This window comes from Rhodococcus sp. AZ1 (assembly GCF_054979605.1).
Genome location: NZ_JBUEQF010000008.1, coordinates 24,935 through 40,813 on the forward strand (window position 1 = coordinate 24,935; position 15,879 = coordinate 40,813).

The following is a 15,879-nucleotide window of genomic DNA, read 5'->3' on the forward strand; positions in this document are numbered from 1 at the left end:
AGGCTCTGTGCTCAGCCGAAGGCGAACAGCTCGCCCAGCGAGGTGGGCACCAGCACCTCGCCGCTCGGGCCCACGGAGGGGCCGGGGGAGAAGCCCGTCGCACCCGGTAGCGGATCCTGGTCCAGCGTCCGCCCGGTGGCGATGTCGTAGGTGAGCAGATCCAGTGCGGATCCCCGCGCGATCACCGTGTAGCCGACGGAGCCGGCGTCGAGTGCGGACGGGCTGAACTGCGCCAGGTCGGTGCGCTGCCAGACCACCTCGGCGCGATCACCGGCGTCGCGCAACGCCACTAGCGGCGCGCCGTTGCCTCCCGCCGGGACCAGGGTGCCGTCCTGCGCCACGGCCACCGAGCCCGCCCCGCGGCCTACGCCGGTGGGTGTGTACCGCCAGCGTTGGGTGCCGGTGGCAGCGTCGTACGCAGCGATCGTGCCGTCGACGGCGGTGACGTAGACCGTCTTCGCGTCGTTGGAGAGCACCGGCGCGGAGGTGACCGCTCCCGGGAGCGGTGTCGAGGACCAGCGCTCGGAGATCGCCACGTCCTTCCCGCCGTAGTGCAGGGACACCAGCTGCGGGGCCACCGCACCGCTGCGCCAGAGCACCACGAAGAACGTCGACGAGTCGAGGTCGACGGCCGGTGCCGCGGCGACGGGGCACTCGGGGCCACCCTCGATGCACGCGGCCAGCCCCTGAACCGGTGGCCGCAGCGGGGTGTTGGGCGAGCCGAGGGCCGACGGCTGCGGCACCAGGTCGTACACGGGGGCGACGGGGATGCCGTTCTGCGGGTCGATCACCACGACCTGTCCGAACTGGGTGACCACCAACAGATTCCCGTCAGGGGTGAGCTGCGGGGTGCGCGGGGTGCCGTCGACCGGGGTGCCCCACCGCTGCTGGCCGAACTCGTTTCGGGAGCCGACGGCGCCGTCCTCCCCGAAGTAGACGTTGGCCACGGTGTCCTGGATCGGCGAACTTCCGGCTCCGGCCGGGCCGATGGGAATGCAGGTGCGTTTGCGCCCGGTTCCGAGGGTGAAGGCGCCGAGCACGCATCCGGCCGCGGACGCGCCGGGGGTGAGGGTGACGTCGATCTGACCGGAGGGTGCGATCGACGCGCGGGTGACGACCGTGCCACCCAGCGGGCGCGACCACGAGAGGTTCAACTCGGTTCGTCCGGTGGCCTGGCTTCGCGAACTGTTGTGGGCGTCGGAGAGTCCGCCCAGCCACCCCGGTGCGGAGAACCGGACGGCCGGCTGTGGGAGCGGCGCGCACGCGGTGACCCCGAGCACCAGGGTCGTCGCCGCGGCAACGATCGACACCGCTCGCCACCGTGCGTGCTCCACAGAACTTCCCTCCAGTGCTCGAACCGGTCGACAGCGAACCGCGACCGACAGAACGGCCGACAACGAACCCTAGCGGTCGGGCGAGGTATCGCGCCGCGCCGCATCCGACGATCGCTAGGGTGGTCGCCCATGACCTCGATGTGGAACGCCCCGATGCGCTCGCGGTGGCGCGGCTCCCGCCGGCGCGATCCTGATCAGGCGCGGTTCCTGACCATCGCCTCGGTGCGGTGGGTGATCGCGAACAGGGCGTACACCCCCTGGTATCTCGTGCGGTACCTGCGGCTGCTGCGTTTCCGGCTGGCCAATCCGCACGTGGTGCTCAAGGGCATGGTTTTCCTGGGCCGGCGTGTGGAGATCCATGCGACGCCGCATCTGTCGCGTCTCGAGATCGGTCGGTGGGTGCACATCGGTGACGGCAACGCCATCCGCTGCCACGAAGGGTCGCTGCGTATCGGCGACAAGGTGGTCTTCGGCAAGGACAACGTGGTCAACACCTACCTCGACATCGAGATCGGCGCCTCGACCCTCGTGGCGGACTGGTGCTACATCTGCGACTTCGACCACCGCACCGACGACGTGACCGTGCCGATCAAGGACCAGGGGATAGTGAAGTCCCCCGTGCGGATCGGACCCGACAACTGGATTGCGGCGAAGGTGACGGTGTTGCGCGAGACCAGCGTCGGACGCGGGTGCGTACTCGGTGCCCATGCGGTGGTCAAGGGTGTGATTCCCGACTACAGCATCGCCGTGGGCGCCCCGGCCAGGGTGGTGCGCAACCGCCGGGCCGATTGGGAGGCCGGTGCCGCCGATCGTGCCCGCTACGCCGCCGCGCTCGAGGACATTGCGCGCAAGAAGGCCGCCGGACCCGGCTGAATGGGTGCGCGCCCTGCTCAGCCGCGTTCGGGCAGGGGGCGTTCGACGATCCCGGGGCGGCCGGCGGGGAATCGCACGCGTCGTTTGGCCCGCTCGTAGACCATCGCCGTCGCCGCGGCCACCGACGACCAGTCGAACTCCACCGTCAGCCGCGCCCGCGCAGCGACGGCCCGTGTCCGCGCCCCTTCCGGGTCGTCGAGAACCGATCGCACGGCCGCGGCGAGCGCTGCGACGTCGCCGGGTGGGAACGACAGTCCGGTCACACCGCTGACCACGGCCTCACCCAGGCCACCGGCGGTGGAGGTCACCAGCGGTGTTCCCGACGCGGCGGCCTCGAGCGCAATGATGCCGAACGGCTCGTATCGGCTGGGCAGCACGATGGCATCGGCGTCGTGCAGCGCAGCGAGTAGCTGCTCGTGGTCGAGTCCACCGACGAAGCGCACCGATCGCACGACGCGGTGCTCGCGCGCCAGCTCCGTCAGCCACGTTTTCTGAGTGCCCTCGCCGGCGATGGTGAGGGTGGTACCAGGATGGCTGCGCCTGATCCTCGGCAGGGCAGCGATGGCGTCCTGGATACCCTTCTCGTACTCGAGTCGGCCGACGAACAGCAGCGACGGCGGACGCGTCGACGGGACTCTGTCGCGGTACACCCACCGGTCGACGTCGATTCCGTTGCAGATCACCGTGATCGGTGCGTCGAGCGGACCGAACAGTCGAGCTATCTCGTCCTCCATCGCCGACGAGCACGCGATGAGCGAATCCGATTCGCGCGCGAGCCACCATTCCACCGAGTGGACCTGGCGGTTGATGCGGCCGGACACCCACCCGCTGTGCCGTCCTGCCTCGGTGGCGTGGATCGTCGAGACGAGGGGGACGTCGAAGAACTCCGCCAACGCGATGGCGGGGTGCGCCACCAGCCAGTCGTGCGCGTGCACCACGTCGGGATGCCAGCCCGCACCGACCCCGGGCTTGCACAGGGCCAGCCCCGCTCGGATCATCGCGTGGCCCAGGGCGAGGGTCCATTCGAGCATGTCGGTGCCGAACTCGAAATGCGGTGGATCCTCGGCCACGGCCACCACCAGGACGCCGTCGGCGATGGTGGTGGAGGTGGGATGCGTCGAGGCGTCGGTGCCGGACGGGCGGCGCGAGAGAACGACCACCTCGTGGCCGGCGGCGACGAGATCCACGGCGAGGTGATGGACGTGCCGGCCGAGGCCCCCCACCACCACCGGTGGGTACTCCCACGAGACGAGCAGGACCTTCACCGCGGCGGTGTCCTTTCGTCTCCGGTCCCGAGCTCGGCGCTCGGGAGTCGACGGGCGTCGAGGGCGGGGAACAGCGAGTCCGCCCGCGCCCATCCCGCCGCGAGGTTGTCGGCGCGACCGCGTTCGGCGGCACCGGCGATCTCGCGCACGGCATGTGCGTGCAGGTGGGCGCGGTCCCGAGCGTACTGGGCGGCGGAGTCCTTGCTGACCATGAACGCCCAATCGCTCGAGACGGTCAGCAGGGCCTCGCGCAGCAGTTGGTCCGCCACCCGGCTGCGAACCGGGGGCCGCGAGCTTCTCGCGTGCACGAGGTCGATCGCCCTCAGTGCGGTCTCGCACACGTCTGCGTTGAGTTCGACCAGGTCGGCGACCTGCTCGCCCGCCCACACACGCCAGTCCTTGCCCGAGCCCCACGAGGAGTCCTCGAGCGCGACGGCGTCGCCGACGAATCCGGCCTCGCGGGCACCGGTGAGGGTGCCGACGGCGATGCCTGCCTCGGGCAGGGCGCGCAGCACATGGGCCAACCACTGCGGTCCCTCGTGCCACCAGTGTCCGAACAGTTCGGTGTCGAAGGCGGCGATCACGTGGGCGGGCCGCCCGATGCGGTCGCTCTCGCTGCGCAGGCGCGCGCGCACCGTCTCGACGAAGTCGTCCACGTGCACCAGGACCGCTGCGCCGGCGGCGTCGGGGTCGTAGGGCGCCTTCGCGGCGGACTCGACCGCGCGCGATGTCACGCGCGCCGGCTTGAGCCCGCTGGCGTGGTCGTAGGTATGGAAGTCCCGATAGGCGCCGTGGCCCGGGTAGCCGGATCTCGGCGACCACACGCGGTAGCTCACGGGCAGGTCGCGGCCGAAGGCCACCACGTCGGCCGTCCCTACCGGCCGTCCCAGAGCCGTGTCGCCGTGCAGGGCCGGCCCGTCGACCATGAAGTGGCCCACACCGGCGCGGTCGTAGAGAGCTTCCATACCCGGTGTGAAACCGCACTCGGGCGCCCAGATACCGGTGGGAACGGTGCCCCAACGAGCCCCCGCGTCGCGCAGACCTTCCGTCAGGGAGAACTCGCGTAGTCGCGGATGCAGCAGGGGTGCGAACGGGTGCATCAGCGGACCGCCCAGCACCTCGATGGTCCCGGCGTCGATCAGCGGCCGCAGCACCGGCGACGCGCCGTGCATCCAGCGCTGTTCGAAATCGGTGATCTCCGTCGCAGCGAGCGCGTGCTCGCGGGCGCCCAGGTCGCGTGTGGCGGCGGTGGCCGCGGCCTCGTGGGCACGCATCTGCCAGTTGCCCAGCCAATGGTGCATCCCGCGCAGACAGTGCGGATCGTCGAGTGCAGCGGCGAGGACGGGGGTCACCCCGAGGGTGAGGACACCCGTGTGCCCCTCGTCGGCCAGCCCATCGAGGACACGCAGCAGCGGCAGGTAGGACCCCGCCCAGGACTGGTAGAGCCATTCCTCGCCGACGGGCCAGCGCCCGTGATGTGCCAGCCAGGGCAGGTGCGAGTGCAGCACCAGGCTGAACATGCCCGGTTCGTCGGCCATCTCAGGCTCGCACGGCTATCGCGACCAGATCCAGGCTCGCGTCGAGGGTGTCGGGCGAGGGATCGAGCTCGAAGTCCTCCACTCGCACCCCGGCGACGTCGGTCAGGAGGGCGGGCGGCCACGGGAGGCCGGCCACGGCGCGGTCGATCTGCGCATCGATGAAGGATCCGCCGTACCGCTCGTCCAGGGTGCGCAGAGCCGGTCCGTGATGGACCCCGAGCAGCGAGGTGACGTCGAATCCGTTGTCCTGCAGAAGTTCTCGCAATTCTTCGCCGGAGAGTTCGCGGGTGTGGAACGGGTTCAGTGGGGTGTCGCGACCGGGGGAGAAGGTGATGCGGTTGGGGGTACTGATCAGTAGTTCTCCGCCCGGGCGCAGCACCCGCGCGCATTCCCGCAGGAAGTGCTCCTGATCCCACAGATGCTCGATCACCTGGAAGTTGACGACGACGTCGACGGACTCATCGGTCAGCGGCAGTGCGGCGAGGTTGCCGCGCACCATCGTCACGGCCGGGTACTTGGTGGCCACGTGCCGGGCGGCGGAGAGGTCGTAGTCCAGCCCGACGACGCGGCGGGCACGGGTGGCGATCAGATCCGCTCCGTAGCCCTCGCCCGAGCCCGCCTCGAGCACCACTGCGTCGTCGCAGCGGTGGAGTAGTTGTCGATAGACCACCTCGTGACGACGGAACCAGTAGTTCTCCTCCGCGACGCCGGGCACGGTGCGCTCGCCGGTCAGCGGCAGGTTCTCGGGCGCGTGGGCGTTGACGTCCGTCATCGGGGCGAGGTTAGTGCCCGCGCGCGGCCCGAGACGATGCAGGGTCTCGACTTTCGGCCCCGACACGCGTAAGTTACCGATGAGTAACTACAAATGGGGTAACCTCCACATCACAGGCATCACCAGGTGGATGACCCGAGGACACACGAGAAGACACAGGAGGTCGACGAGACCCATGACAAACATTGTCGTTCTGATCAAGCAGGTTCCCGACACGTGGTCCGAGCGCAAGCTCACCGACGGGGACTTCACGCTCGATCGTGATGCCGCCGATGCGGTGCTCGACGAGATCAACGAGCGCGCCGTCGAGGAGGCGCTGCTGATCAAGGAGCGCGACGGCGGTGAGGTGAAGGTGCTCTCGGCCGGTCCCGACCGCGCCACCGACGCCATTCGCAAGGCGCTCTCCATGGGCTGCGACAGCGCAGTGCACATCAACGACCCCGCGCTGCACGGCTCCGACGCCATCCAGACCGGCTGGGCTCTCGCCGCTGCCCTGGGTCAGATCACGTTCGAGAACGGTGAAGCCGCAGACCTCGTCATCGCCGGCAACGAGGCCACCGACGGCCGCACGGGTGCCGTTCCGGCCATCATCGCCGAGTACCTCGGCCTGCCGCAGCTGACCCAGATGCGCAAGCTGGTCCTCTCGGACGGCACCATTTCCGGTGAGCGTGAGACCGACGAGGGTGTGTTCGGTCTGGAGGCGTCGCTGCCTGCCATCGTGTCGGTGACCGAGAAGATCAACGAGCCGCGTTTCCCGTCCTTCAAGGGCATCATGGCCGCGAAGAAGAAGACCGTCGACGTGCTCACGCTCGCGGACATCGGCGTCGATCCCGAGACCGTGGGTGCCGCCAACGCGGGTACCACCGTCACCTCGTCCACCCCGAAGCCCCCGAAGAGCGCCGGCGAGCGTGTCACCGACGAGGGTGAGGGCGGCACCAGGATCGCCGAGTTCCTCGTCGGCCAGAAGATCATCTGACCTGCGGTCACCGCACCCACCACACGAACTTTCGATTCGAGGAGAAACATCCATGGCAGAGGTACTCGTGCTCGTCGAGCACTCCGACGGTGCCCTCAAGAAGGTCAGCACCGAGCTGCTCACCGCCGCCCGCGAGCTCGGTGAGCCGTCGGCAGTGGTCACCGGTGCCCCCGGCACCACCGATCAGTTGGCCGGCGCTCTGGCCGAGGCCGGCGCGGCCAAGATCTACGTCGCCGAGTCCGACGACATCACCGGTTTCCTGATCACCCCCAAGGTCGACGTGTTGGCGTCGCTGGTCGAGTCGGTCCAGCCCGTCGCCGTGGTCGCCGCCGCGACCATCGAGGGCAAGGAGGTGGCGGGTCGTCTCGCCGCTCGCATCGGCTCCGGCCTGCACTCGGACGTCGTGGGCGTCAACGCCGACGGCAGCGCCACCTACTCGATCTTCGGCGGGGCGTACATCGTCGAGGCCAAGGCCAACGGCGCGACCCCGGTGATCACGGTCCGCCCCGGTGCCATCGAGGCCGTCCCGGCGGCCGGTGCCGGCGAGCGCGTCGACGTCGAGGTGCCCGCGCAGGAGGAGGCGGTCGTCAAGATCACCTCGAAGGACCCGATCGTGGGCGGCGATCGCCCGGAGCTCACCGAGGCATCGGTTGTGGTCTCCGGTGGACGCGGCGTCGGCAGTGCCGACAAGTTCAGCGTCGTCGAGGCCCTCGCCGATTCGCTCGGTGCCGCCGTCGGCGCCTCGCGCGCTGCGGTCGACTCCGGCTACTACCCGGGCCAGTTCCAGGTCGGCCAGACCGGCAAGACCGTCTCGCCGCAGCTCTACGTGGCCCTCGGGATCTCCGGCGCGATCCAGCACCGTGCCGGTATGCAGACCTCGAAGACCATCGTCGCGGTCAACAAGGACGAAGAGGCACCGATCTTCGAGATCGCCGACTACGGCGTCGTGGGCGACCTGTTCGACGTGGCGCCGCAGCTGACCGAGGCAGTCGCCAAGCGCAAGGGCTGATTCGCAGGCCGCAACACCCGATCGACGAGCAATCCCGTCACCGCAACCGCGGTGGCGGGATTGTTAGCGTCGGCCGGTGTTCACGGGCGTTCACCGGACCTGCACCGACACGCAACGCGGTCGATGCCGGGCCGCCGTCGAGGCTCGATAGACATCAGGCCATGAGCACACCTGTGATCACATCCAGCCGGACCCTCGACCGAGCAACACCTGCCGCGGACTCCATGCCCCGCTACTCCCTGCTCGTCTCCTCCGACGCCGAGCACCGCCTGGCCGCGCAGCGTCTGCGTGCCGAGGTGTTCGGCTCCGAGCCGGGTTTCCGCCTCCCCGACGGCGCCGACGGGCTCGACGCCGATCGCTTCGACGAGCACTGCGACCACCTGCTCGTTCGTCACGAGGGCACCGGTGACGTGGTCGGGTGCTACCGGATGATGACACCCGAGGGCGCTGATCGAGCCGGCGGGTACTACACGGCGACCGAGTTCGACATCTCCGCACTCAACCCGCGCTCGCGGCGCGTGGTCGAGATGGGCCGGGCCTGTGTGCGGGAGGAGCACCGCTCGGGCACGGTGCTGGGTCTGATGTGGTCGGGCATCTTGCGCTACCTGGATCTGACGGGCCACGACACCGTCATGGGTTGTGTGTCGGTCCCGCTCGACAGCGGTGACGGGCACCAGCCGGGGGCGCACGTACGCGGAGTGCAGTCGATGGTCTCGAGCGGTCGGTACGCCTACCCCGAGGCGGTGGTGCCGTACACACCCGTGGTGCTGGGCGGCACCCCGCTCGCCGACATCGCGGCCCCGGCACGCCCCACGGTCCCGCCCCTGCTGCGCGGATACCTGCGGATCGGTGCACGCCTGTGCAGTGAACCGGCGATGGATCTCGACTTCGGTGTGGCGGACTTCGTCGCGGTCCTGACCATGGCCGAGGCGAACGTGCGCTACCTGGACCGGTTGCGCGCGGCGGCCGCCGCGTTCGAGCACCCGGCGGCCACTCCCGCCGAGACCGCGAGCGCCCGATGAGTACCGCACACGCCTGGATGCCGACCAGCGCCTGCGGGAGGAGTTGCCTGCCCTCGAATGTCGCGCGCGTTCGGCCGTGGGCTGTGCTGCTGCGCGCGGTGGCGATCGTCGTGGTGCTCTGCGCGTTCCCGGTGATGGTCGCCGCCCGGATGCTGCCGTCGGCTGCGCGGCTAACGGTGGTGACCGGTGCGGCGCGAGCGCTGCTGCGCGCGGTGGGGATTCGCCTCGCCGTCGATCGCGCCGACGCCCCTGCTTCCGATGCTTCTGCTTCCGACCGCACCGGTTCGGAACGCGATGGGGGAGCGCCGAGGGGCACCCTCGTGGTGGCCAACCACGTCTCGTGGACCGACATCGTGGTGCTCTCGGCCCTGTACCCGGCCCGATTCGTCGCGCGTGCGGATCTGCTCGACTGGCCCGTCCTCGGGATCGTGTCGCGGCTGGTTCGGGTCGTCCCGATCGAGCGTGGATCACTGCGTGGCCTGCCGGGCACCGTCGACGAGGTCGCGGACCTGCTGCGCAGAGGTAGCACCGTCGTGGTGTTCCCCGAGGGCACCACGTGGTGCGGGCGGGCCTACGGAACGTTCCGGCCGGCGCTGTTCCAAGCCGCCATCGACGCCGGCGCATCCGTGCAGCCTCTCGAGATCACCTACTCCGACGCCGCCGGCCGGCGAACCACCGCGACGGCGTTCGTGGGAGACGAGGGGATCGGCTCGTCCATCTCACGGATCGTGCGGATGTCCGGGCTGCGGGTCACCGTCCGCATCGCGGCTCCCGCCACCGTCTCGACCGACCGGCGGAAACTGGCGGCGCAGTGCGACCGAGCCATCCACGGCCGCGTCCTGCTGCCGCATCCGGTGACCGTCGTCGAACCCGAACGTCGCCGGGTCGCCGCCGCCTGACGCCTCGGGTGACCGGCTATCCTTGACCGGCCATGCCCTACCTTGATCACGCCGCCACCACCCCGATGCTCCCTGCCGCCATCGAGGCGATGACCAGTGTGTTCGCCACGGTGGGCAACGCCTCCTCCCTGCACGAATCCGGGCGCGCGGCGCGTCGGCGGGTCGAGGAGTCGCGTGAGTCCGTCGCTGCGGACCTGGGCGCGACACCGTCGGAGGTGATCTTCACCTCCGGGGGCACCGAGAGCGACAACCTCGCGGTGAAGGGGATCTTCTGGGCTCGTCGAGCCGAGGACCGGCGGCGCCGTCGGGTGCTGGCAAGTTCGGTCGAGCACCATGCGGTGCTCGACGCCGTGCAGTGGTTGGTCGACCACGAGGGCGCATCGGTGACGTGGCTGCCCGTCGAACCCGACGGGACCGTGCTCCCGGCGACGGTGCGGGCCGAGCTCGAATCCGGCGCGGACGACGTTGCCCTGATCACCGTGATGTGGGCGAACAACGAGGTCGGCACCATCATGGACATCGGCGAGATCGCCGCGCTGGGAGCGGAGTTCGGCGTTCCCGTGCACAGCGACGCCGTTCAGGCGATCGGTGTACTCGATGTCGACTTCGGTGCCAGCGGGCTGTCCGCGCTCTCGATCGCCGCTCACAAGTTCGGTGGCCCGCAGGGCGCAGGTGCGTTGCTTCTCTCGCGAACCACCGCGTGCGAGCCGTTGCTGCACGGCGGTGGCCAGGAACGCGACGTACGGTCCGGGACACCGGACACCGCCGCGGCCGTCGGGATGGCCGCCGCCCTGAGGGTGGCGGTGGCCCAGCGAAGCCGCACCGCCGCGATGCTGACGGGCTTGCGCGAGAGGCTGATCGCCGGAATCGCCGAGCTCGACCCGACAGCGGTGATCAACGGTGCGCTCGGCGCTCGTCGACTGCCCGGCAATGTGCACGTGACCTTTCCGGGCTGTGAGGGCGACTCGTTGCTGATGTTGCTGGACGTGGCCGGGGTGGAGTGCTCGACCGGATCGGCGTGCACCGCGGGCGTCGCGCGAGCGAGCCACGTGCTCTGTGCTCTGGGAGCAGATCCGGCGATCTCGCGGGGCTCCCTGCGGTTCTCGCTGGGCCACACCTCCACGGAGGCGGACGTCGATCACGTTCTCGCCGCCCTGCCCGGTGTCCTGGGCCGCGCCCGCGCCGCCGGTCTTGCCGGTGTCGGCCGAGTGGGGGTGTGAGCGCGATGCGCGTGCTGGCCGCGATGAGCGGTGGGGTCGACTCGGCAGTCGCGGCGGCACGAGCCGTCGATGCCGGCCACGAGGTGATCGGGGTACACCTCGCGCTCTCCGCTGCCCCCGGAACCCTGCGGACGGGTTCGCGCGGATGCTGCTCGAAGGAGGATGCCGGCGACGCCCGTCGCGCCGCCGACGTTCTCGGAATCCCGTTCTACGTCTGGGACTTCGCCGATCGCTTCAAGGAGGACGTGATCGACGACTTCGTCGCGTCCTACGCCGCGGGTACCACGCCCAACCCGTGTCTGCGGTGCAACGAGAAGATCAAGTTCGCGGCGTTGGCCGACCGGGCCGCGGCGCTGGGGTTCGATGCCGTCGTCACCGGGCACTACGCCCGCCTCGACGGCGGTGTGCTGCGCCGGGCCGTCGACGCCGACAAGGACCAGTCGTACGTGCTCGGTGTGCTGAACACCCACCAGCTCTCGCGCGCGATGTTCCCGGTGGGCGACACCGCCAAGCCGGCCATCCGCGCGGAAGCCGCCGATCGTGGTCTCGCCGTGGCCGACAAGCCCGACAGCCACGACATCTGCTTCATCCCCTCCGGAGACACCCGGGCATTCCTGGGTGCACGTATCGGCGTGCGCCCCGGGTCCGTGGTCGACGCCGACAGTGGCGCGGTGCTGGCCACGCACGACGGCGTGCACGGGTTCACCATCGGCCAGCGTAAGGGTCTCGGCGTGGCCGGACCGGCGCCGGACGGCCGCCCGCGGTACGTCACGTCCATCGAGCCCGAGACCGGCATCGTGCGGGTGGGGCCGGCCGAGCGCCTTGCCGTGTTCTCCATCTCCGGGTCGTCGCCGGTGTGGACGTGCGGGGTCGCGCCGACCGGGCCGATCGAATGCGTGGTGCAGGTGCGGGCCCACGGCGCAGCAGCCGACGCGGTCGCACATCTCGTCGGGGAGGGCGACGCCGCCGAACTGCTCGTCACACTGCGGCAGCCGCTCACCGGTGTCGCCCGCGGACAGGCCGCTGTGCTCTACCGCCCCGATCCCGGCGGCGACATCGTGCTGGGAAGTGCCACGATCTCCGGAACCAGCGGCGCTGCGTGAGCGATCCCGCGATTGCCGGGACCGCCACCGGCATGGGGTCCTGGCCCGGTACCGACGTCCGGGAGGCGACGGCAACCGTACTCGGTGAGCTGACCACACTTCCGCACATCGTCGAACTCCCCGCGCGCGGTCTCGGGGCCGACCTTCTGGGCCGCGCCGGTGCCTTGCTGGTCGACATCGAGATCGACACCTCCACCACGGGCTACCGCATCGGATCCGGTCGCTCGCGAGCCGGGCGGGCGGCCGCCGATCACCTCGCGCGCGACCTCGACGTGCTCGAGGAGCTGTGGGAGACCTCGGGACTGCGGGGGAGCGGTCGACCCGTCAAGGTGCAGAGCTGCGGGCCGTTCACCCTTGCGTCCGCTCTGCAGTTCGCCAACGGCCACCGCGTGTCGACCGACCGTGGGGCACTGCGCGATGTGATCGAGTCCCTTGCCGAGGGTGTTGCCGCGCACGCCGACGAGGTGGCTCGCCGACTGGGGACCTCGGTGATCGTGCAGATCGACGAGCCGTCGCTCGGCGCCGTGCTGGGCGGGTCGATCGTCGACACCACCGCACTCGAGCGCGTGCGAGCCGTTCCGGCGCCCGACGTCGCCACGGGAATCGACACGCTGATAGAGCGCGTGGGACGGCCCGTGGTGGTGCACTGCTGCGCCGACGAGGTGCCCTTCGAGGTACTCACCCGCACCGCGGTGGCCGCGGTGGCGTTCGACCTGTCCCGTGTGAGCGAACACCGGTACGACGCGATCGGTGAACTCCTCGAGCGCGGGGCCGATCTGGTGCTCGGCCTCCTACCCGCCACCGATCCGCCGCGTACACCGTCGTGGCGCGAGAGTGCGGGTGCCGCAGCGCGGTTGATCGATCGTCTGGGGTTCGCGCGCACGATGCTGCGCGATCGTGTCGCCGTTGCACCCGCGTGTGGGCTGGCCGGCGCTTCCGCGTCGTGGGCGCGGCAATCGACGAGGGTGCTCGATCAGGTCCGTCGGGCATTCGACGAGGACCCCGGCTCGCTCTAGGGACCCGTCTCGTCACCGTCCGAGGCGTGTCGTGGCCCTCCGATACGCTGCGGACATGACTGTCCCTGCGGAGGATCGGGAACTGTGGCAGGCGCTCGCGGAGGAGATACGCGGCCACCAGTTCCGCTACTACGTCCGCGATGCACCCGTGATCTCCGACGGTGAATTCGACGCGTTGCTCGGCCGTCTGTCCGCCCTCGAGGACGCCTATCCGGAACTACGGACACCCGAATCGCCCACCCAGATGGTCGGCGGCGGGTTCACCACCGACTTCGCCCCCGCGGCGCACCTGCAGCCCATGCTCAGCCTGGACAACGTCTTCGACGGCGACGAGCTGCGCGCGTGGATCAGCCGGGTGGAGGCCGAGGCGGGCACCGATCTGCACTATCTGTGCGAGGTCAAGATCGACGGTGTGGCCCTGAACCTGCTCTACGAGGGCGGTCGGCTGGTGCGGGCGGCCACGCGCGGGGACGGCACCACCGGCGAGGATGTCACCCTCAACGCGCGCACCATCGACGACATCCCCGAGACCCTCGTCGGCACAGAGCAATTCCCGGTGCCGGATCTGCTCGAGGTGCGCGGCGAGGTGTTCTTCCGGCTCGAGGATTTCGCTGCGCTCAACGCCTCGCTGGTGGCCGAGGGCAAGGCACCCTTCGCCAACCCGCGGAACTCGGCCGCAGGGTCGTTGCGGCAGAAGAATCCGGCCGTCACCGCCAAGCGTCGGCTGGGGATGATCTGTCACGGCCTGGGTCGCACCGAGGGATTCGGCCCGTCGGCCCAGTCGCAGGCGTACGACGCGCTGGCCGCATGGGGTCTGCCGGTCTCGCCCAACACCCGTCGCGTTCAGGGGGCCGATGCCGTCGCCGAGCGTGTGCAGTACTGGGGCGAACACCGGCACGACTGCGAGCACGAGATCGACGGGCTCGTGGTCAAGGTCGACGAGATGTCGCTGCACCGCCGCCTCGGGAACACCTCGCGCGCTCCGCGCTGGGCCATCGCGTACAAGTACCCCCCGGAGGAGGCGATCACCACCCTGATCGACATTCGGGTCAACGTCGGCCGCACCGGGCGGGTCACCCCCTTCGCATTCATGGAGCCCGTTCTCGTCGCCGGGTCGACGGTCGGCCTGGCGACCCTGCACAACGCCTCCGAGGTCGAGCGGAAAGGGGTTCTGATCGGCGACCGCGTGGTGATCCGCAAGGCCGGGGAGGTGATCCCGGAGGTCCTCGGTCCCGTCGTCGAGGCGCGCACGGGCGAGGAACGCGCGTTCGTGATGCCCACCCGGTGCCCAGAGTGCGACACCGAACTGGCGCCCGCGAAGGAGAGCGATGTCGACATCCGCTGCCCCAACGCCCGTTCGTGCCCGGCGCAGTTGCGCGAGCGGGTGTTCCACGTGGCCGGTCGCGGAGCGTTCGACATCGAGGTGCTCGGGTACGAGGCAGCGACGGCCCTGCTGGCGTCCGGGGCGATCGAGGACGAGGGCGACATCTTCGACCTCACCGCGGAGAAGCTCGAGCAGGTCGAGCTGTTCACCACCAAGGCGGGTGGGCTGTCCGCCAACGGATCCCGGTTGCTGGCCAACCTCGAGCGGGCCACGCACCAGCCGCTCTGGCGTGTGCTCGTGGCGCTGTCGATCCGGCACGTCGGCCCCACGGCCGCGCGCGCGCTCGCCGCCCGGTTCGGCAGCCTCGACGCCATTCGGGCGGCCACGGAGGAGGACCTGGCGGCCGCCGACGGCGTCGGTCCCACCATCGCCGCCGCCGTCGTCGAATGGTTCGACCTCGACTGGCATCGCGCCATCGTCGACAAGTGGGCCGCGGCCGGGGTCAGCATGGCGGACGAGCGCGACGAGAGCATCGAGCGCAACCTCGAGGGGCTGTCGATCGTGGTCACCGGGTCGCTGCAGGGCTTCAGCCGAGACGAGGCCAAGGAAGCCATCCTGGTGCGCGGCGGCAAGGCAGCGGGATCGGTGTCGAAGAAGACCGCGTTCGTCGTGGTCGGGGAGTCGCCGGGCAGCAAACACGACAAGGCCGTCGAACTCGGTGTGCCCGTCCTCGACGAGGATGGCTTCCGTCGATTGCTCGCCGAGGGCCCGGCCGCCTTCGCGCCCGACGACCTGAACTCCGACGACCCGAACTCCGACGACCCGGCCTCCGACGCCCGGGTCACCGATTCCTAGGGGCCCGGCGTTCGGGGGACTAGAACAGAACGGTGGCGACGATGCCGGCCAGGTAGCCCAGGCGGGCGACCTCCGAGGGCCGGAACGCGGGGCCCCCGGCCCGGCCGAGCATGAGTACCGGCCCTCCCGCGCCGAGAGGTGCTGCTGCGAGCGTGGTGCCCAGTCCCTGCCAGACGGCGGGCACCCAGTCCGCGGTCTCGTCGAGCACCGTGGGCTTCTCCAGCGGCAACCAGGGCAGTGCCGATGCCACCGTCTCCGGTGCACCCGAGCTGCCCACGATCCGATGGGCGCCGTCCTCGGCGACGGTGATCACGGTCGCCCAGCCCACCCGCAGCACGCGGGGTGCGCCGTCCACGAGCACCTGCAACTGATCGGTGGGGGCGGTGGCCACGGCGTCGATGAGCTCGAGTTCGCGGTGGGTGTCCAGAATGCCCGAGTACGGTCGCAGCGAGTCCACGTGCACGTCGGGCAGCTTCTCGGCGGCGGTGATGAGGGTGTCGGGCAGGGCGCCCGGTGCGGTGTCGACCACGAGGTCGTCGACGGCGAATCCGGCTCCGCGCTCGATCACGTCGAGGGAGATGATGTCCGCGCCGACCGACCCCAGTGCGACGGCCAGGGCGCCGAGGCTGCCCGGTCGGTCGGGGAGGTGAACGCGAAGCAGGTACGACACGCC

14 protein-coding genes are annotated in these 15,879 nt (G+C 70.3%); 9 read left to right on the forward strand and 5 right to left on the reverse strand.

Features of this window, described 5'->3' with window-relative positions; genetic code table 11:
- Positions 1–11: 11 nt before the first annotated feature.
- A complete protein-coding gene (locus tag ACY48E_RS11470) occupies positions 12–1,310 on the reverse strand; it encodes an outer membrane protein assembly factor BamB family protein (RefSeq protein ID WP_462872304.1) in 1,299 nt (432 codons plus the stop codon).
- Between the two features lie 153 nt (positions 1,311–1,463).
- Between ACY48E_RS11470 and ACY48E_RS11475 the strand changes: the two genes are divergently transcribed.
- Positions 1,464–2,207 carry an acyltransferase gene (locus ACY48E_RS11475; RefSeq protein ID WP_462872305.1) on the forward strand — a complete coding sequence of 248 codons (744 nt, stop codon included), beginning with the start codon at positions 1,464–1,466 and terminating at the stop codon, positions 2,205–2,207.
- A gap of 17 nt (positions 2,208–2,224) precedes the next feature.
- Here ACY48E_RS11475 and ACY48E_RS11480 read toward each other — a convergent pair whose 3' ends face one another.
- The 3 genes from ACY48E_RS11480 to ACY48E_RS11490 are packed head-to-tail and all read right to left on the reverse strand — an operon-like array spanning position 2,225 to position 5,782.
- Positions 2,225–3,472 (reverse strand): glycosyltransferase family 4 protein, encoded by a 1,248-nt coding sequence (locus ACY48E_RS11480; protein ID WP_462872306.1) that lies wholly within the window; start codon positions 3,470–3,472, stop codon positions 2,225–2,227.
- Positions 3,469–5,010: a 1,4-alpha-glucan branching protein domain-containing protein gene (locus tag ACY48E_RS11485; RefSeq protein WP_462872307.1), complete on the reverse strand. Its 1,542-nt coding sequence runs from the start codon at positions 5,008–5,010 to the stop codon at positions 3,469–3,471. Before ACY48E_RS11485 ends, ACY48E_RS11480 begins: the two co-directional genes overlap by 4 nt.
- A 1-nt stretch (position 5,011) precedes the next feature.
- Positions 5,012–5,782 carry a class I SAM-dependent methyltransferase gene (locus tag ACY48E_RS11490; RefSeq protein ID WP_462872308.1) on the reverse strand — a complete coding sequence of 257 codons (771 nt, stop codon included), beginning with the start codon at positions 5,780–5,782 and terminating at the stop codon, positions 5,012–5,014.
- Between the two features lie 175 nt (positions 5,783–5,957).
- On the opposite strand from ACY48E_RS11490, the gene ACY48E_RS11495 reads away from it, so the two are divergent.
- From ACY48E_RS11495 to ligA, 8 genes are all read left to right on the forward strand, one after another.
- On the forward strand, positions 5,958–6,758 hold the full coding sequence (locus ACY48E_RS11495) for an electron transfer flavoprotein subunit beta/FixA family protein (protein WP_462872309.1): 801 nt from the start codon (positions 5,958–5,960) through the stop codon (positions 6,756–6,758).
- Between the two features lie 52 nt (positions 6,759–6,810).
- Positions 6,811–7,767: an electron transfer flavoprotein subunit alpha/FixB family protein gene (locus ACY48E_RS11500; protein WP_462872310.1), complete on the forward strand. Its 957-nt coding sequence runs from the start codon at positions 6,811–6,813 to the stop codon at positions 7,765–7,767.
- Between the two features lie 161 nt (positions 7,768–7,928).
- Entirely contained in the window at positions 7,929–8,789 is an 861-nt protein-coding gene (locus ACY48E_RS11505; protein ID WP_462872311.1) for a GNAT family N-acetyltransferase, read from the forward strand.
- Positions 8,786–9,688 carry a lysophospholipid acyltransferase family protein gene (locus tag ACY48E_RS11510; protein ID WP_462872312.1) on the forward strand — a complete coding sequence of 301 codons (903 nt, stop codon included), beginning with the start codon at positions 8,786–8,788 and terminating at the stop codon, positions 9,686–9,688. Before ACY48E_RS11505 ends, ACY48E_RS11510 begins: the two co-directional genes overlap by 4 nt.
- 32 nt (positions 9,689–9,720) lie before the next feature.
- The gene (locus ACY48E_RS11515) at positions 9,721–10,908 is read left to right on the forward strand and encodes a cysteine desulfurase family protein (RefSeq protein ID WP_462872313.1); all 1,188 of its coding nucleotides are present in this window, start codon (positions 9,721–9,723) and stop codon (positions 10,906–10,908) included.
- A 5-nt stretch (positions 10,909–10,913) separates the two neighbouring features.
- Positions 10,914–12,011, forward strand: a complete 1,098-nt coding sequence (gene mnmA / locus ACY48E_RS11520) for a tRNA 2-thiouridine(34) synthase MnmA (protein ID WP_462872464.1) — start codon at positions 10,914–10,916, stop codon at positions 12,009–12,011.
- Entirely contained in the window at positions 12,008–13,027 is a 1,020-nt protein-coding gene (locus ACY48E_RS11525) for a uroporphyrinogen decarboxylase/cobalamine-independent methonine synthase family protein (RefSeq protein ID WP_462872314.1), read from the forward strand. The genes mnmA and ACY48E_RS11525 overlap by 4 nt, the downstream gene beginning before the upstream one ends.
- Before the next feature lie 55 nt (positions 13,028–13,082).
- Positions 13,083–15,206 carry an NAD-dependent DNA ligase LigA gene (gene ligA / locus ACY48E_RS11530; RefSeq protein WP_462872315.1) on the forward strand — a complete coding sequence of 708 codons (2,124 nt, stop codon included), beginning with the start codon at positions 13,083–13,085 and terminating at the stop codon, positions 15,204–15,206.
- A gap of 19 nt (positions 15,207–15,225) precedes the next feature.
- Here ligA and ACY48E_RS11535 read toward each other — a convergent pair whose 3' ends face one another.
- Positions 15,226–15,876 (reverse strand): ACT domain-containing protein, encoded by a 651-nt coding sequence (locus tag ACY48E_RS11535; protein ID WP_462872316.1) that lies wholly within the window; start codon positions 15,874–15,876, stop codon positions 15,226–15,228.
- Positions 15,877–15,879 lie beyond the last annotated feature (3 nt).